Below are 16,046 nucleotides of genomic sequence, written 5' to 3' on the forward strand. Positions count from 1 at the left end.
GAGCCGGACGCCATTCGTCCGCCCGCCGATCCTCGCCCACCGCAAGGTCATGCGCTTGTCGTCAGGCCGGTCTCCGGGCTCGCGAGCGGAAGGCACGAGATGTGCGTTCCTGCAAGCACCACCTTCCCATGCCGTTCGTGACACAGTGGTTCGGGACCGGATCCCGGGGTCTTGCTTTCGACTCGCTTACCGTTGCGGGGGCAGCGTCGGCATGGCGTGGCATCGTTCAACCACTGCGCACCGACTTCCCGTTTCACCCTGGCCGCTTCCCCGTTTCCAGGAAGCGCCAGGACACCTGACAACTCGGGCGCAGTGTATCAGCGCCACTCGGCCGGCATCAACGAGAAAACGTGCTCGTCGGTGATCACCTCGTGCCGTACGACGGGATCGCGGTCGAGCAGCTTCTTGCGGTCGTCCGGATGGATCGAGGGCTGGTGTTCGGTCCTGACGAAACGGCGGATCATTTCCATCGATTCCCAGATCGAGATCACGGCCACTTCAGTGGAGCCGTCGCAGAGGTCACGGAAGATGGCGGTCGCTCGTTCGTTGCCCGGCGCCGCGTTCATTTCCTTGAGCTTGTAGTTCTCCATGTACTCCTGGCATTCCTCTCGCAGATGCGTGTGGATCCAGAAAGTCCATGAACGAAGAATTTTCTCGGTCGCATGACCTTTGGAGAAATTGTCCATGCCAACACCTCCGGCTGAGTCGTCAAAATCGACTCCTACCGAGCCGTCGCAATGAGCACGAACTTTATCAGTCGATCTTTACATTTGTTCAGTTCGAGCTGGAAATTACAAGTTTCGATCAACTGATTCAGATGTCTGCATCCGCCTCAGCGTCAAAACGGAAAAGTTTTGAAACCGTGCTTCCTGCGAATCCGCGGGCCATCAGAAAACGCATCTGGCGGCCTCGCTCCCTTGCATCCGCGGGCGGCGCATCGAAACGACGTCCCCACACGTCGCGGGCACGCGCCAGTTCGGAGTCGCGCAGATCGGCCACCGCTTCGGCGATCGCTTCGGGCGCAATGCCTTTCTGCTGAAGTTCCTGACGCACTCGCGCGGCGCCCATGCGCGGCGCGCGCAGGTTGACCACCGACTGGACGACCCGCGCCTCGTTGATGAAATCCTTGGCCGCCAGTTCATCGAGGGCCGCAGCCAGCGTACCGGGCACTTCCTCGTACTTCTTGAGCTTGCGCTCGAGTTCGGGCCGGGAATGCTCGCGCTGGCTCAACAGCCGCAGCGCGCGGCCCTTGAGCGACGGTGCGGAAAAGCCCACTTATTCCTTGGCGGCCGCCTTGGCTGCCTTGGCTTCGGCCTTCGCATCTGCCTTGGCCTTGGCTTCGGACTCCTCGGAGCCGGCATCGGCAGCCAGCAGCGGGATGCCCAGCGAATCGCGCACCTTGTTCTCGATCTCGCGCGACAGCGCCGGGTTCTCGCGCAGGAATTCGCGGGCGTTGTCGCGGCCCTGGCCGATCTTCTCGCCGTTGTAGGCATACCAGGCGCCGGCCTTGTCGACGATCTTGGCGGTCACGCCCATGTCGATGATCTCGCCTTCGCGGCTGATGCCTTCGCCGAACAGGATGTCGAACTCGGCCGTCTTGAAGGGCGGGCTGACCTTGTTCTTCACGACCTTGACCTTGGTTTCGTTGCCGATCGCTTCCTCGCCCTTCTTGATCGTGCCGATGCGGCGGATGTCGAGGCGGACCGAGGCGTAGAACTTCAGCGCGTTACCGCCGGTCGTGGTTTCGGGCGAGCCGAACATCACGCCGATCTTCATGCGGATCTGGTTGATGAAGATGACCATGCAGTTGGTCTTCTTGATGCTGGCGGTCAGCTTGCGCAGCGCCTGGCTCATCAGACGGGCCTGCAGGCCGGGCAGCGAATCGCCCATGTCGCCTTCGATTTCGGCGCGCGGCGTGAGCGCGGCGACCGAGTCGACCACGATCAGGTCGACGGCGCCCGAGCGCACCAGCGAATCGACGATCTCGAGCGCCTGCTCGCCGGTGTCCGGCTGGCTGATCAGCAGGTCGGACAGGTTCACGCCGAGCTTCTGCGCGTATTGAACGTCGAGCGCGTGCTCGGCGTCGACGAAGGCACAGGTGCCGGCCTGCTTCTGCATCTGGGCGATAACCTGCAGAGTGAGCGTGGTCTTGCCCGACGATTCGGGGCCATAGATCTCGATGACCCGGCCGCGCGGCAGGCCGCCGACGCCGAGCGCGATGTCCAGGCCGAGCGAGCCGGTCGAGACGACCTGCACGTCTTCCAGTGCCTCGCCTTCGCCCAGACGCATGATCGTGCCCTTGCCGAACTGCTTTTCGATCTGGGCCAGTGCGGCCTGGAGTGCCTTGGCTTTTTCGCTGCCGGCGACGGAAATGCTGGTGCCCTTGACAAGTGCGTCCATTTGAAAAACTCCTGAAATATCAACGGTTTGGATTCGATTCCACCCAGCTGCCTTTAACCACAGGCTGGATGCTTGAACAGTAGTTTAGGGGCTGGTCGAACGAAGTAAACCCATTTTTTAGTCAGTTTGATTTACTATTTCAGTCATGCCTGAACATGTCTTCCACCACGATGCCGACGCCTGGCGCCAGACCCATCTGGGCCGTCTGCTCGGCCATGCCATGCGTCGGTTCGACGAACGCGTGCTGGCGCTGATGGCGCACGACATCGAGGTGCCGCTGGCGCTGTCGAACCTCGCGGCGCGAGCCCAGATCAGCGCGGCCCACATCCACATCACGCGCCATCTCTCGCAGAACGGCTCGCGCCTTACCGAACTTGCAGAGCGCGCCGGCATGACCAAGCAGGCCATGGGCACGCTGGTCGACCAGTGCGAAGCCTGGGGGCTGGTGGTGCGCGCGCCCGATCCGCTCGATGCCCGCGCGCGCCGGGTGATGTTCACCGCCGATGGGCTGGCCTGGCTGCAGGCTTTCCGGAATGCGGTGGCGCAGGCGGAGGCCGAGTTCCGTCAAAGTGTCGGCGACGATGTCGCCACCGTAGTAACCATCGGACTGGAAGCGTACGCAGGCGCCTAAAATTTGAGCGGGGACGACACAACGAGCCGGAGGTGGCGATGCGGATACTGATTGCTGAAGATGACCAGGTGCTGGCGGATGCGCTCTTGCGCAGTCTGCGCACCTCGGGAGCGGCGGTCGACCGCGTGGCGACCGGTTCCCAGGCCGATGCGGCGCTCATGACCAACAGCGAATTCGATCTGCTGATCCTCGACCTCGGCCTGCCCAACATGCACGGCCTCGAAATCCTGAAGCGGCTGCGCGCGCGCGGCTCGCAGATGCCGGTGCTGGTGCTGACCGCGGCCGACAGCGTCGAGGAGCGCGTCAAGGGCCTGGACTACGGCGCCGACGACTACATGGCGAAACCGTTCTCGCTGCAAGAACTCGAAGCCCGCGTGCGCGCACTCACGCGCCGCGGCATGGGCGGCACCAGCAACGCGATCAAGCACGGCCCGCTGGTTTACGACCAGGCCGGGCGCGTCGCGACGCTCGACGGAAAGATGGTGGAACTCTCGGCCCGCGAACTCGGCCTGCTCGAAGTGCTGCTGCAGCGCGCCGGCCGGCTGGTGAGCAAGGACCAGCTGGTCGAACGGTTGTGCGAATGGGGCGAGGAAGTCAGCATCAACGCGATCGAGGTCTACATCCACCGGTTGCGCAAGAAGATCGAGAAAGGCCCGGTGCGCATCGCCACGGTACGCGGACTCGGCTACTGCCTCGAGAAGATCGCAGCTTGAAGCTTTTCCAGCGCGCACAGCGGTCGCTGTTCGGGGAGATCCTCGACTGGATGCTGACGCCGCTGCTGCTGCTGGTGCCGGTCAGCATCGGCCTGACCTGGCTGGTGGCGCAGGGCATCGCGAACGCGCCCTTCGACCGCTCGCTCGAATACAACGTCCAGACGCTGGCCAGGCTGGTGCTTGTTCAGGACGGCAAACTGCAGTTCCTGCTGCCGCAGCCGGCTCGCGAGATCCTTCGCGGCGACGATGCCGACCGCGTCTACTACCAGGTGCTCGATGCGGCCGGCAAGCTGCTGAGCGGCGAGCGCGACGTGCCAGCGCCGACGGCCGACGAGCCGCCGGTGCCCGGCGTCGTCTACCTGCACGACGCGACGATGCGGGGCCTGCCGGTGCGCGTCGCTTCGCTCTGGGTGGTGGCCGGCGCCGATGTCCAGCCGGCACTGGTGCAGGTGGCCGAGACGCGGGAAAAGCAGTCGGTGCTGGCCACCGAGATCATCAAGGGCGTGCTGCTGCCGCAGTTCGCGATCCTGCCGCTGGCGGTGCTGCTGATCTGGCTGGCGCTGGTGCGCGGCATCAAGCCGCTGTCGGTGATCGAGGCGCGCATACGCGAACGCCGGCCCGACGACCTGAGCCCGCTGGATGAATCGTCGGTGCCGCAGGAAGTGATTCCGCTGGTGTCGTCGGTGAACGAACTGCTCGGCAAGCTGCAGGACTCGATCGCGACGCAGAAGCGCTTCCTGGCCGACGCCGCGCACCAGCTCAAGACGCCTCTGGCCGGACTGCGCATGCAGGCCGATCTGGCGCAGCGCGAGGGCGCGAATGCCGAGGACCTCAAGCAGTCGCTCAAGCAGATCGGCCGCGCCAGCGTGCGCGCCACGCACACCGTCAACCAGCTGCTGTCGCTGGCGAGGGCGGAAAGCAGCGGCGCCGTCGTCGGACTGCTGCCTTGCGACCTGGCACGCCTGACGATCGAGGTGGTGCGCGAAGCCGTGCCGCGCGCGATCGAAAAGCGCATCGACCTCGGCTACGACGGCGCGGAAGCCGGCACGCCCGGCGCGACGTTGCGGGGCAACCCGACGCTGTTGAAAGAAATGGTGCGCAATCTGGTCGACAACGCGTTGAACTACACGCCGTCAACATCGGTGCATCCCGGCGTCATCACCGCGCGCGTGCTGGCAGATCCGTTCGGGCGCGTGGTGCTGCTGCAGGTCGAGGACAACGGGCCGGGCATTGCGGAGGCCGATCGGGAACTGGTGTTCGAACCGTTCTACCGCGTGCTGGGGAACGAGGCAGACGGCTCCGGCCTGGGCCTGCCCATCGTGCGGGAGATCGCACGCCAGCATGGCGCGACCGTCACGCTCGAGGACGCGCATCCCGACCAGCGGCCGCCGGGCACGCGCTTCAGCGTGCGGTTCGATCTGTCGCGGTGATCATGTACCGCCGCAGGACATCGGCCGTCGTGCTTTCTTCGAGGGCATAGACGCCTCGCTTTTCTTTCCAGACGAGCGTTTTGTCCTGAAGCGATGCCAGCGAAGCCTGGACGTTAGACACATCCGGAACGATCGATTCGTCGGGAGCAATCGCTGACAGGACCTTCCGGTAACTCTCCATCGTGCGGGCTTCGAAAGGGGCGTAACTGTCGCCGTCGGACGCCAGAACGCGCAGCACGGCGGATTGGAGCGGCGTGAGCGCGTTGATCACACGCAGTGTCTGTAGATCTGCTTCTTCGATCTCTTTTTCGACGGCGGCAGCGAAGGCCTTTCCAGCTTCTTCGCCGCTCAGTTCGAAGTCGAACCGAAGGCTGTCGGCTGCCGTGCCCAGGATCTCGGGTCGAAAGGACGCGCGCTTGAAGAGCTTCATCACGTCCTCTGGATCCAGTGGACCGGCCAGACCGACCCCCTTGCAGAACCAGTCGATGAAGTCGGCGCCCAGCGCCGGGAACGCCACCAGCGGCGCGCCGAAGAAGGCCTGGTCCTTGCTGTTGCGCAGCATCGCCAGCTTGTCGCGGTTGGAGCCGGTGGCCACGATGCGAAGGCCGTGGTGCTGGCTGCTGTTCAGTTCGTCGCGTGCAGCCTTCAGCGCGAAAAGGGCGTCGTAACCGGCATCGGTGGTGATGGCGTGCTGCGCTTCGTCGATCAGAAGCACGATCGGTTTCTTCGTTTCGTCCGACAGCGCAGCCAGAGCGCCGCTGAGCGAGATCTCCTTGCCCAGCCCCACACGGTCAAGGGAGAAAGCGACACCGCCGACGCTGACCTTCTCCATGCCGGCCGATTTGGCCAGGCGCGCCACGATGCCTTCGTGCTTGGCAAGTTCGGTACGTACTGCACCGACGATCACGGCACCCGGATCGGCCTGCTTGTTGGCCCACAGGTCCACATACAGAACTGTCGCGCCGACTTTCTGAAGCGCCGGACGCAGGTCTTCGCGCACGAACGTGGATTTGCCGGTGCGCCTGGGCGCGGCAAGGAACAGCCCGGACGCGGAGGCCGAGCCGACAGTCGAGGCCATGATGGCTCGCACCATCTGCTCTGCCAGCTCGGTTCTGTGGAAAACGACATTCGCCATGGATTGCTCCTGCTGACCTACCGGCATATCCAGACGCCGAGACAACGAGCATGGAAACCCGATTACAGCCAATTATAGTTTTGACTGTCTAATTACAGTCCGCAGTCGCCAAATATAGTGATCGCCTCTAAAGCGACATAGCACACGCGCGATCGCGCTGTCATATCAGCGTGCGGTTCGATCTGTCGGATCGACCGTCGACGGCGCTACGGTCGGCGGTTCGGATATTGCAGCCGCATCGGATATCGGTGCTTCGGCTGGCGCTGCGTCCGGGGATGGCACCGGCGGCGCCTCCTTCAGCACCCGCAAGAGCGTCGGGTTCACCTGCCGCGCCATCCGCTGCGGCTCGGTCTGGGTGAAGCGCTCCGGTTGCGCGCCGAAAACGGCAAACGCACCCTGGCTCCAGGCGAAATAGACGACGTTCGCGAGCACCAGAACGACAGCTGCGACATTCCACGCCGCATGCCTGGTCGAATGCGCCTTCACGACCGGCTTCATGACGATTCCGCGCGGCGCGGCCGCACGCTGACTTCGGAACTGGTGATCGGCTGCAACCCGGTCGCCGTCTTCACAAGCAGTTCGCCGGCCGCGCCGACGCCTTCGCAGCGGCCAGCGGTGCCGTCGCTCAATTCGACTTCACGTCCGAACAGCACGTCGCGCGCCGCAAAACGCGCGGAGAACGGCGCGAAGCCGTGCGCGCCAAAAGCCAACACGTCGCGCACCAGCGGCGCGGCAATCAGCCGGAGCGCTTCGGGCGCGGTCATCGCAGGCATGTGTTCATGCAGGCACGCGGGCGGTGCGCGCAGGCCGTCGCCATCGCGCGGCCCGATGTTCACGCCGATGCCGATGACGACATGGCGCGCTGCCGGGGCGGTTCCAGCAGATGTCGCAGCGGTCGCGGTCTCGATCAGGATGCCAGCGAGCTTGCGGTCGTCGGCGGTCCACAGATCGTTCGGCCACTTGATGCGGATACTGGCGCGCCCGTCGGCGTCGAGGCTGTCGGCCACGCTGGCGCCGACGGCCAACGACAGGCCCGACCAGTCGCGCGGTGCCAGCGGCAGGCCGAGCGAGAAGGTGAGCGTCAGCGGCTCCGTGTCGTCCTGTGCGCTCTGCCAGGGCCTGTCCATGCGTCCGCGCCCCGCTGTCTGCCGTTCCGCGACCAGCAGCACCGGAGCGCCATCGCCTGCGCGCGCGCGTCGCATGAGTTCGCTGTTGGTCGAATCGATCGTGTCGACGACCTCGACACGGAATCCCGGCAGCATCGGCTCGACGGTCGATGCGATGTCCTGCGCGAACCAGATGCCGGCCATGGTCAGCGCTTGGCCTTCTTGTCGGACTTTTCGGCCTTCGACTTCTTGGACTTTTTTTCCGACTTGGCGTCGTCCGCCTTGGCGTCGTCCTTCTTCTTGCTCTTCTTTTTCTTCTTCTCGGGCTTCGCCGCCAGCAGCGTCCCGCGACAGTTCTCGCTGCCGCACCAGCACGGGAACTCGGCAAGCAACTCGGGCGTGTACGGCAGGTCGATCACCAGACCGTAGTCGTAGTTGAGTTCTTCGCCCGCCGCGATGTCGCGCAGCGCCTTGATGAAGATGCGACCGTCGACCTCGTCTGCTTCGCAGTTCGGGTCGCAGGCATGGTTGATCCACTTGGCTGCGTTGCCGTGGACCTTCCCGTCGATCACATTCTTGTCATCGATGTGGAAGTAGAAGGTGTGATTGGGCTGCGCCGGATCGTGCGGATGGCGGCGCAGCGCCTCTTTCCAGCTGATGATTTCGCCGAGGTATTCGATCAGCGTGTCGCCGGCCGCGATGTCCTTCACGGCGAAGACGCCCTTGCCATGAACGCCGGATTGGCGGGTCTGAATGCGGCGGCCGGTAGGCTGTGGGGGTTTTGAAGGCATCGCCGAAGTCTGATAGTTTGAATATGCACACATGCGCGTGCACATGTGCGTGTGTGTGCGCACGCGAGAGCGGCCCGATTGTAGGCATCAAGCTCCGCCCCAATTTTTGGATGACTCTTATATGAAGACACTGGTAATTGCAGAGAAGCCGTCGGTCGCGCAGGACATCGTCCGTGCGCTCACGCCGACGGCCGGCAAGTTCGAGAAGCACGACGAGTACTTCGAAAGCGAAAGCTACGTCGTGACCAGCGCGGTCGGCCATCTGGTCGAGATCCAGGCGCCGGAGGAATTCGACGTGAAGCGCGGCAAGTGGAGCTTCGCCAACCTGCCGGTGATTCCGCCTCGCTTCGACCTGAAGCCGGTCGACAAGACCAAGACGCGCCTGAACGCCGTCGTCAAGCAGGCCAAGCGCAAGGACGTGACGCAGCTCATCAACGCCTGCGACGCGGGCCGCGAGGGCGAGCTGATCTTTCGGCTGATCGAGCAGTACGCGGGCGGCCAGAAGGGCGGCGTGTTCCTGCCGCTGGGCAAGCCGGTGCGCCGGCTCTGGCTGCAGTCGATGACGCCGCAGGCGATCCGAGACGGCTTCGACCAGTTGCGCACCGACGCACAGATGCAGGGCCTGGCCGATGCGGCGCGTTCGCGCTCGGAGGCCGACTGGCTGGTCGGCATCAACGGCACGCGGGCCATGACGGCTTTCAACTCGCGCGACGGCGGTTTCTTCCTGACGACGGTGGGCCGCGTGCAGACGCCGACGCTGTCGGTGGTGGTCGAGCGCGAGGAGAAGATCCGCAAGTTCGTGAGCCGCGACTACTGGGAAATCCACGGCGCGTTCCAGGCCGAGGCCGGCCAGTACCCCGGCAAGTGGTTCGACGCCGGCTTCAAGAAGCCGCCGCCGGGCCCGGACGGCATCGCCGACCCCGAAATGCGCGCCGACCGCGTCTGGAACGAGCGCGAAGCCAGGGAGATCGCCGATGCATCGCGCGGCAAGCCCGCCACCGTCACCGAGGAAAGCAAGCCGACCACGCAGGCCTCGCCGATGCTGTTCGACCTGACTTCGCTGCAGCGCGAAGCCAACGGCCGCTTCGGGTTCTCCGCCAAGACCACGCTGGCGCTGGCGCAGAGCCTGTACGAACGCCACAAGGCGCTGACCTATCCGCGGACCGATTCGCGCGCTTTGCCCGAGGACTATCTGCCGGTGGTCAAGGACACGATGAAGATGCTGGCCAACAGCGGCATGAAACACCTGGCGCCTTTCGCGAAGCAGGCGGTCGACGGCAGCTACGTCAAGCCGAGCAAGCGCATCTTCGACAACGCCAAGGTGTCGGATCACTTCGCGATCATCCCGACGCTGCAGGCGCCGAGCGGGCTGTCGGACGCCGAACAGAAACTTTACGACTTCGTCGTGCGCCGCTTCCTGTCGGTATTCTTCCCGAGCGCCGAATTCCAGGTCACCACCCGCATCAGCACGGTCGAAACCAACGGCAAGAAATACCCGTTCCGCAGCGACGGCAAGGTGCTGGTCAAGCCGGGCTGGCTCGCCATCTACGGCAAGGAAGCCGTCAACGACGATGATGAAAAAGACGGCAAGAACCTGGTGCCGGTGAAGGCCGGCGAAACCGTCAAGGCCGAAACGGTCGATACCAAGGCGCTCAAGACGCGCCCTCCCGCCCGCTATTCGGAAGCCACGTTGCTCGGCGCAATGGAAGGCGCCGGCAAGACCATCGACGACGACGAACTGCGCGAGGCAATGCAGGAAAAGGGTCTGGGCACGCCAGCCACGCGCGCAGCGACCATCGAAGGGCTGATCGCCGAGAAATACATGCTGCGCGAAGGCCGCGAGCTGATCCCGACCGCCAAGGCGTTCCAGCTCATGACGTTGCTGCGCGGGCTGGGCGTGGAGGAACTGTCCAAGGCCGAACTCACCGGCGAGTGGGAATACAAGCTCGCGCAGATGGAGAAGGGCGCGCTCAGCCGCGACGCCTTCATGCGCGAAATCGCCGAGATGACGCAGCACATCGTCAAGAAGGCCAAGGAATACGACCGCGACACCGTCCCCGGCGACTACGCGACGCTCACCGCGCCGTGTCCGAACTGCGGCGGCGTGGTGAAGGAAAACTACCGCCGCTACACCTGCACCGGCCAGCCCGGCGCGCTGGAAGGCTGCGGCTTCTCGTTCGGGAAATCGCCGGCCGGGCGCACCTTCGAAGTCGTCGAAGCCGAATCGCTGCTTGCGAACAAACACATCGGTCCGCTCGAAGGCTTCCGCTCCAAGGCCGGCTGGCCGTTCACGGCGGAAATCATCCTCAAGTACGACGAGGAAGAGACCAAGAACTGGAAGCTGGAGTTCGACTTCGGCGACGACAAGAACGCCGAATCCGGCGAGATCGTCGACTTCGGCGCACAGGACACGCTCGGCCCCTGCCCGGTCTGCGGCGCGCCGGTGTTCGAGCACGGCGCCAATTACGTCTGCGAGAAGTCGGTGCCGACCGAAGGTCAGCCGACGCCGAGCTGCACCTTCAAGACCGGCAAGATCATCCTCACGCAGCCGGTCGAGCGCGACCAGATGGAAAAGCTGCTGGCTACCGGCAAGACCGACCTGCTCGACAAGTTCGTCTCGATGCGCACACGCCGCTCATTCAAGGCGTTCCTGATGTGGAACAAGGACGAGGGCAAGGTGACCTTCGATTTCGAGCCCCGCGCCAGCAAGTTCCCGCCGCGCAAGACATTCACCAAAGCCGGCGCCGCGCCGGCCAAGAAGACGGCTGCGGGCAAGAAGGTGGCGACGAAGAAGGTCGCATCCGCCAAGAAGACCGCCGCACCGAAGGCGCCGCGCAAGACCGGCGCCGGGCTGAAGCCGAGCGAGGCGCTGGCCGCGGTGATCGGCACCGAACCGGTGGCGCGCACCGAGGTCATCAAGAAGCTGTGGGACTACATCAAGGCCAACAGCCTGCAGGACGCGACCAACAAGCGCGCGATCAATGCCGATGCGAAGCTGAAGCTCGTCTTCGGCAAGGACCAGGTGACGATGTTCGAGCTGGCGGGCATCGTCGGCAAGCACCTGACGGCGTAAGCCGTCAGCTACCGCCGGCCGTCGCGTTTATCTATCCGTCGAGAAGCGCGATGGCCGCCCGGTGAAGCGCAGGGGTCGCCGCAGCCACCACCCGCCCGTCGAAGCCCTGGCGCAGCGGCTGGCCGTTCCAGTCGGTGATGACGCCGCCGGCGCCCTCGACCACCGGCACGAGTGCCATGACGTCGTAAAGCTGCAATCCGGCCTCGATCACGAGATCGCAGCAGCCCGATGCGAGCAGCCCGTACAGATAGCAGTCGCCGCCGTAGCGGCGCATGGCAACGGCGTCGGCCACGCGTTCGTAGGCCAGCCGGTCGGCGCCCGCGAACAGATCGGGCGAGGTGGCGAAAAGGCGCGCGCTGTCGAGCGTGTCGCAGCCGCTCGTCGCGACCGGCTTGCCGTTCCACGTCGTCGATGCCGAATCGCCGACCCAGCATTCATCCAGGATCGGCATGTCGATCACGCCCAGCTTCGGCACGCCGGCATGCAGCAACGCGATCAGCGTACCGAAGAGCGGAACGCCGCAGATGAAGCTCTTGGTTCCGTCGATCGGGTCGACGACCCAGCTCCAGTCCTCGCCGACATCGCCACCCATTTCCTCGCCCAGCTGCGCGTGCGCCGGATATTTCTCCCGGATCGCTGCACGCAACGCGGCTTCCACCTCACGGTCCGCGATCGTCACGGGACTCGAATCGGCCTTGAGGGTCACATCCAGCCGCGCCCTGAAATGACGCTTCACCAGCGGCCGGACCGACAGCGCGAGCTCGACGGCAAACGCGCGTGCGATGTTCGGATCTTCGATGGCTTCGTCGTTCATAGCAGTTTCAGCCAGGTCGGCCAGTCGGGGTGATGCAGCACGATGCGTGCGCGGTTGTACTTCCATTGGCCGTACTTCCGAAAGTCGAAGTCGAGCGTCGACAGCGACTCCTGGACCATCGCCCAGGTCGCCCACTTCACGTCCGCCAGGGCCCGCAGCACGCGCACGCGCGCATCCAGTGCAGCCGTCCACTGCCCGTAATAGGCCTCGATCATTTCGCGCTCGATGTCGTCGGCGAAGAACATCTCGCCGAACCACAACGCCAGCTCGTAGGCGCGGTCGTTGTTGGAGGCGTATTCGAGGTCGAGGATCACGATCTCGTTGCGCGGACCGATCATGAAATTGCCGGCGAGCGTGTCGTTCATGCACGGCACCAGGTCCATGCCCGACGCACGCATCGCGGCGTGCGCCTCGTCCCGCTGCGCAAGCATCCACGGCAGATCGCGAGGCTTCCAGGAGCCGAGTTCCGCGACCTGGGACACATGCTCGTCGATCATGTCGAACACCGTCTTGGTCAGCGTCAGCGGCCCGCTGTCGTTGAAAGCACGAAGTGCGCGCACGGCGTTGTGCCGGATGTCGCTGTCCAGGAAATCCAGGTTGGTGGAGGTACGCCAGCCGTCGATGAACTCGAAGATCTCGACGCCTTCCTCGACCATGAAGCCGACCACCGGCACGCCGTAGCCGCAGGCATGCGCCTTCATGCTGGCTTCGTGCGCGGCGTCGCGCTGGATGAATCGCTCGGTGCCGCGGCCGGGAATCTTCACGAAGAAATCCCGAGTCAAGCCGTCGGCATGGACCCGCCAGTTCGTGTTGCTGATGCCGCCGCTGACGGGCGCGTAACGCAGCGCCCGCCCGGCCCAGTCCGGCCATCTGCCGATGATTTCCTCGACGCGGTGCTCGTCTCCGGTCGCTCCTTCGCCCATCGCCTTCCACATGCTCAGCCTCCCGCGTTGCGCAGCCATTGTTCGAAGTACCAGGACACGGCGGCCTGGCGGCATCGCAACAGGCGCCACTGACCGTATTTGAAGAACTCGATGCCGCCGCGGCGCGACCGGGTCGAGTAATGGCATCCCCACAGTCCCCACATCAGGTCGTCGAGGAAGCCGTAGAGGCGCAACCTGGCGAGCGTCGTGCGGTCCACGGTGCCGGTGAGGCGCTCCAGCGCGTCCGCCCAGTCCTCGTCGAACTCGCAGGCCTCGACCAGCGTGGTCGCGAGGTCGAAATGCGGGTCGTCGTTCCGGGCCATGTCGAAGTCGACCAGCATGACTTCATCGTCGGGGCCGACGAGCACGTTGCCGCTCGATCCATCGCAATGACACAGCGTCCTGACGTGAGCGGCGGCATCCAGTGCGATCCGTGCAGCAGCGGCGCGTCGAAGCAGCCAGTCCAGGTCGGAAGGGGCGCCCAGCGCAGCCGCTCGCAGTCCCGTCGCCAGCGCGGCGATGCGTTCGAACACGTCGGGCTGGCCGTCGGCGTCAGGCAAAGGGCCACCGACATGAAGCTTCCTCTTTGCAGCCAGCACGGCATCCAGAACCGCCGGCCGCGACAGGTCAGCCAGTGTCGCAGTGCGCCACGGCGTACCCTTCCACGCTTCGACGTGCACGAGTTCGCCGGGCAGGGCGCACCAGATCTCGGGCGCGATGCCCAGCCGGGCGGCCTGGCGCTGCGCGCTGTCGGAGGCCTGCCAGCCGATCCAGTCGACCATGTCGGGCTGGAGGCGTTTCGCGATGCCGATGGTCGCGCCGTCGGCATCGACCAGACGCAGCTGCTCGCGCGCGGTAGCGCGATGCATCGGCGAGGCGATCGGCGAAAGGCCGGGCGCACCGACGAGTCCGTCCGGTATTTCCGTGCAGATCTCCGTGCGCATTCGCGTGACCAGTTCGGCTATCTCCACGTCGGCTTCTCCATTGCAAGGGGTTCGGTGCAGGCCGACCAGAGCACGTCTGTCAGCGCCCTCAGACCCAGCGCCAGGTCTGCGTTCGACGTGCGCTCGTCCGGGTGATGGGTAATGCCGCCGATGCTGGGGACGAAGATCAGTCCGACATCGCAGACATCGAGCAGATTGAGCGCGTCGTGACCCGAGACCGTGTCCAGCGAAAGCAGTCCGGTGCCGAGCCGGTTCGCGCTCGCTTCGATCCAGCGCCCGACCTTCGCAGACGTTTCGCCCGCTGGCCGGATCTCTTCGGAAGCACATTCGCACCGCACGCCGCCCTGGTCCGCCGCATCGGATGCAATGCCTAGCAAGGCGAGCCGGGCACGCGTCAGGATGTCGGCGTCCGCGCTGCGCAGTTCGACCCAGATCTCGACCCTGGCCGCGACCGTGTTCGGCGAGTTCGGATCGACCTGGATGCGGCCCACCGAAGTGTGCAGTGGCGACGCCACCGTGCCGAGGTCGTCGGCCAGCTGGCGCAATGCTGCGATCACCCGGGACGCGGCGAGCAATGCGTCGCGTCGTTCGCCCATCGGCGTCGGACCCGTGTGCGACTGGACGCCCAAGAAAACGAGCCGCTGCTTGATCGCGCCCCAGTTCCGGCGCACGACGCCGAGTTTCATGCCCGCATCCTCCAGCAGCAGTCCCTGTTCAATGTGAAGCTCGACATACGCGCGCGGCTCGGGCGGAAGGGTCGTGTTGCCGCTGAAGCCGATCCGCCCGAGAGCGTCACCGAGCGAAATCCCGTCGGGATCCTGGCGGGAGAGCGCAAACTCTGCGGTCACCTTGCCGGCGTACACCGCGCTGCCCAGCATGCTCGGCTGGAAGCGGGCGCCTTCCTCGTTGCACCAGTCGACCAGGCAGAGGTTGGAGGTAAAAACGGCACCCGCCTCGCGCGCTCGCATGAAGGCCTCGGCGACGCAGAGTCCTGCAAGTACGCCGTAGGTGCCGTCGAGTTCGCCCGCGCCACGCTGGCTGTCGAGATGCGAACCGCAGATCACCCATGGCGCATCGGGGCCGGCAAGCTCGAATCGGCCATGGAGGTTGCCGACGGCATCGACACCGACCTGCGCACCGGCGGCTTCGAGTTGCGCGACGAATTCGCGGCGCGCCTCGCCGTCGGCTTCGCTCGCGGCCAGACGGGAGATTCCGCCGCCTTCCTGCGCGCCGAACGTGCCGAACCGCGTCAGCAGTTCGAAAAGCCGGGGCAGGGCCAGGTGCTGCTGGCTTGGAAGATCCAGAAACGCCGGAGCGCGTGCGTCACTCGAAGACCACTCGTATGTTCCCGGCATCAAAGACCTCCTGCAACGCGCGGGGTGGCCGCTTGTCGCAAACGATGCAATCGACCTCCGCCAGCGAAAAGGTCCGCACATAGGCTTGCCGACCGAACTTGCTGTGGTCGACCAGCAGCACCGGCTGCCTGGCCTGTCCGAGCAGGATGCGCCGCAACGCGGATTCTTCCTGCGCATAGTCCGTCCAGCCGTGTGCGATCGTGCACGCACCGATACCCATGAAGGCGATGTCGTAATAGCGGCGCTTCGCGTAATCGAGCGTCTCGATGCCGACCAGCGCGTTGTCGTTCGACCGGAGTGTTCCGGGCGTCATCTCGACCAGCGCGCCCTGGTCCCGCAAAGCCAGCGCAATGTCGAGCGAATTGGTGGTCACGCGCAGGTTCTTGGCGGTCAGCCTCCTGGCGAATGCCAGCGTCGTCGTGCCCGTGTCGAGAAAGAGCGACATGCCGTCCGACACCATGCGGCTCGCAAGCTGACCGATCCGCGCCTTCTCCCTGATGTTGAAACGCTCCCGCGCGAGCAAAGGCTCTTCCTGGTCGGATTTCGGCGTGATCGCACCGCCATGAATCCGGCGCACCAGGCCGAGCGATTCCAGCTCCCTCAGGTCGCGGCGCACCGTCTCGTCCGAGACCTGGAGTCCTTGCATCAGTTCGGTCACCGTCACGCGGCCTTCCTGATTCAATCTGGAGATGATCTCGGCTTGGCGATGGGGCAAGGGCATATCGAAGGCG

At 65.0% G+C, this 16,046-nt stretch carries 16 protein-coding genes and 1 riboswitch; of the genes, 4 read left to right on the plus strand and 12 right to left on the minus strand.

All coding sequences use genetic code 11. The annotated features are described in order from the left end of the window. Positions 1-47: 47 nt before the first annotated feature. Positions 48-314: riboswitch (cobalamin riboswitch) on the minus strand. Between the two features lie 3 nt (positions 315-317). From ACSFA3_RS16330 to recA, 3 genes are all read right to left on the minus strand, one after another. After that, positions 318-686, minus strand: a complete 369-nt coding sequence (locus tag ACSFA3_RS16330) for a hypothetical protein (protein ID WP_435506530.1) — start codon at positions 684-686, stop codon at positions 318-320. Between the two features lie 127 nt (positions 687-813). Continuing rightward, positions 814-1,275 carry a recombination regulator RecX gene (gene recX, locus ACSFA3_RS16335; RefSeq protein ID WP_435506531.1) on the minus strand — a complete coding sequence of 154 codons (462 nt, stop codon included), beginning with the start codon at positions 1,273-1,275 and terminating at the stop codon, positions 814-816. Then, on the minus strand, positions 1,276-2,400 hold the full coding sequence (gene recA, locus ACSFA3_RS16340; protein ID WP_435506532.1) for a recombinase RecA: 1,125 nt from the start codon (positions 2,398-2,400) through the stop codon (positions 1,276-1,278). A gap of 145 nt (positions 2,401-2,545) precedes the next feature. On the opposite strand from recA, the gene ACSFA3_RS16345 reads away from it, so the two are divergent. From ACSFA3_RS16345 to ACSFA3_RS16355, 3 genes are read left to right on the plus strand one after another with little or no spacing between them, the layout of a single operon-like run. Then, positions 2,546-3,031: a MarR family winged helix-turn-helix transcriptional regulator gene (locus ACSFA3_RS16345; RefSeq protein ID WP_435506533.1), complete on the plus strand. Its 486-nt coding sequence runs from the start codon at positions 2,546-2,548 to the stop codon at positions 3,029-3,031. A gap of 38 nt (positions 3,032-3,069) precedes the next feature. Then, on the plus strand, positions 3,070-3,744 hold the full coding sequence (locus ACSFA3_RS16350; RefSeq protein ID WP_435506534.1) for a response regulator: 675 nt from the start codon (positions 3,070-3,072) through the stop codon (positions 3,742-3,744). After that, positions 3,741-5,174, plus strand: coding sequence for a sensor histidine kinase (locus ACSFA3_RS16355; RefSeq protein WP_435506535.1), 1,434 nt, complete (start codon positions 3,741-3,743; stop codon positions 5,172-5,174). The genes ACSFA3_RS16350 and ACSFA3_RS16355 overlap by 4 nt, the downstream gene beginning before the upstream one ends. Here ACSFA3_RS16355 and ACSFA3_RS16360 read toward each other — a convergent pair. The 4 genes from ACSFA3_RS16360 to ACSFA3_RS16375 form a co-directional block, all read right to left on the minus strand. Then, a complete protein-coding gene (locus tag ACSFA3_RS16360; RefSeq protein WP_435506536.1) occupies positions 5,146-6,309 on the minus strand; it encodes an ATP-binding protein in 1,164 nt (387 codons plus the stop codon). The genes ACSFA3_RS16355 and ACSFA3_RS16360 overlap by 29 nt on opposite strands. Positions 6,310-6,474: 165 nt before the next feature. Then, entirely contained in the window at positions 6,475-6,807 is a 333-nt protein-coding gene (locus ACSFA3_RS16365) for a hypothetical protein (protein WP_435506537.1), read from the minus strand. After that, complete coding sequence (locus ACSFA3_RS16370) at positions 6,804-7,619, minus strand: biotin--[acetyl-CoA-carboxylase] ligase (RefSeq protein ID WP_435506538.1); 816 nt, start codon at positions 7,617-7,619, stop codon at positions 6,804-6,806. The genes ACSFA3_RS16365 and ACSFA3_RS16370 overlap by 4 nt, the downstream gene beginning before the upstream one ends. Positions 7,620-7,621: 2 nt before the next feature. Beyond that, positions 7,622-8,206: an SET domain-containing protein gene (locus ACSFA3_RS16375; RefSeq protein ID WP_435506539.1), complete on the minus strand. Its 585-nt coding sequence runs from the start codon at positions 8,204-8,206 to the stop codon at positions 7,622-7,624. Between the two features lie 121 nt (positions 8,207-8,327). On the opposite strand from ACSFA3_RS16375, the gene ACSFA3_RS16380 reads away from it, so the two are divergent. After that, complete coding sequence (locus ACSFA3_RS16380) at positions 8,328-11,279, plus strand: DNA topoisomerase III (RefSeq protein ID WP_435506540.1); 2,952 nt, start codon at positions 8,328-8,330, stop codon at positions 11,277-11,279. A 31-nt stretch (positions 11,280-11,310) separates the two neighbouring features. Here the strand turns inward: ACSFA3_RS16380 and ACSFA3_RS16385 are convergent, their stop codons facing one another. Genes ACSFA3_RS16385 through ACSFA3_RS16405 form a run of 5 tightly spaced genes read right to left on the minus strand, consistent with a single transcriptional unit; the run spans position 11,311 to position 16,036 of the window. Beyond that, the gene (locus ACSFA3_RS16385; protein WP_435506541.1) at positions 11,311-12,093 is read right to left on the minus strand and encodes an inositol monophosphatase family protein; all 783 of its coding nucleotides are present in this window, start codon (positions 12,091-12,093) and stop codon (positions 11,311-11,313) included. Then, a complete protein-coding gene (locus ACSFA3_RS16390) occupies positions 12,090-13,055 on the minus strand; it encodes a phosphotransferase (RefSeq protein ID WP_435506542.1) in 966 nt (321 codons plus the stop codon). The genes ACSFA3_RS16385 and ACSFA3_RS16390 overlap by 4 nt, the downstream gene beginning before the upstream one ends. Beyond that, positions 13,031-13,987: a phosphotransferase gene (locus ACSFA3_RS16395; RefSeq protein WP_435506543.1), complete on the minus strand. Its 957-nt coding sequence runs from the start codon at positions 13,985-13,987 to the stop codon at positions 13,031-13,033. The genes ACSFA3_RS16390 and ACSFA3_RS16395 overlap by 25 nt, the downstream gene beginning before the upstream one ends. Then, positions 13,978-15,315, minus strand: a complete 1,338-nt coding sequence (locus ACSFA3_RS16400) for a Zn-dependent hydrolase (protein WP_435506544.1) — start codon at positions 15,313-15,315, stop codon at positions 13,978-13,980. The genes ACSFA3_RS16395 and ACSFA3_RS16400 overlap by 10 nt, the downstream gene beginning before the upstream one ends. Then, positions 15,284-16,036 carry a DeoR/GlpR family DNA-binding transcription regulator gene (locus ACSFA3_RS16405; RefSeq protein WP_435506545.1) on the minus strand — a complete coding sequence of 251 codons (753 nt, stop codon included), beginning with the start codon at positions 16,034-16,036 and terminating at the stop codon, positions 15,284-15,286. The genes ACSFA3_RS16400 and ACSFA3_RS16405 overlap by 32 nt, the downstream gene beginning before the upstream one ends. Between the last annotated feature and the right edge of the window lie 10 nt (positions 16,037-16,046).

Source organism: Variovorax glucosi (assembly GCF_051216695.1).
Taxonomy (GTDB): Bacteria; Pseudomonadota; Gammaproteobacteria; order Burkholderiales; family Burkholderiaceae_C; genus Variovorax.

Bases quoted from the DNA above. Each gene is read 5' to 3' on its own strand.
- ACSFA3_RS16330 (WP_435506530.1), bottom strand. From the start codon at position 686: ATGGACAATTTCTCCAAAGGTCATGCGACCGAGAAAATTCTTCGTTCA.
- recA (WP_435506532.1), bottom strand. From the start codon at position 2,400: ATGGACGCACTTGTCAAGGGCACCAGCATTTCCGTCGCCGGCAGCGAA.
- ACSFA3_RS16345 (WP_435506533.1), top strand. From the start codon at position 2,546: ATGCCTGAACATGTCTTCCACCACGATGCCGACGCCTGGCGCCAGACC.
- ACSFA3_RS16350 (WP_435506534.1), top strand. From the start codon at position 3,070: ATGCGGATACTGATTGCTGAAGATGACCAGGTGCTGGCGGATGCGCTC.
- ACSFA3_RS16360 (WP_435506536.1), bottom strand. From the start codon at position 6,309: ATGGCGAATGTCGTTTTCCACAGAACCGAGCTGGCAGAGCAGATGGTG.
- ACSFA3_RS16365 (WP_435506537.1), bottom strand. From the start codon at position 6,807: ATGAAGCCGGTCGTGAAGGCGCATTCGACCAGGCATGCGGCGTGGAAT.
- ACSFA3_RS16370 (WP_435506538.1), bottom strand. From the start codon at position 7,619: ATGGCCGGCATCTGGTTCGCGCAGGACATCGCATCGACCGTCGAGCCG.
- ACSFA3_RS16375 (WP_435506539.1), bottom strand. From the start codon at position 8,206: ATGCCTTCAAAACCCCCACAGCCTACCGGCCGCCGCATTCAGACCCGC.
- ACSFA3_RS16380 (WP_435506540.1), top strand. From the start codon at position 8,328: ATGAAGACACTGGTAATTGCAGAGAAGCCGTCGGTCGCGCAGGACATC.
- ACSFA3_RS16385 (WP_435506541.1), bottom strand. From the start codon at position 12,093: ATGAACGACGAAGCCATCGAAGATCCGAACATCGCACGCGCGTTTGCC.
- ACSFA3_RS16390 (WP_435506542.1), bottom strand. From the start codon at position 13,055: ATGGCTGCGCAACGCGGGAGGCTGAGCATGTGGAAGGCGATGGGCGAA.
- ACSFA3_RS16400 (WP_435506544.1), bottom strand. From the start codon at position 15,315: ATGCCGGGAACATACGAGTGGTCTTCGAGTGACGCACGCGCTCCGGCG.
- ACSFA3_RS16405 (WP_435506545.1), bottom strand. From the start codon at position 16,036: ATGCCCTTGCCCCATCGCCAAGCCGAGATCATCTCCAGATTGAATCAG.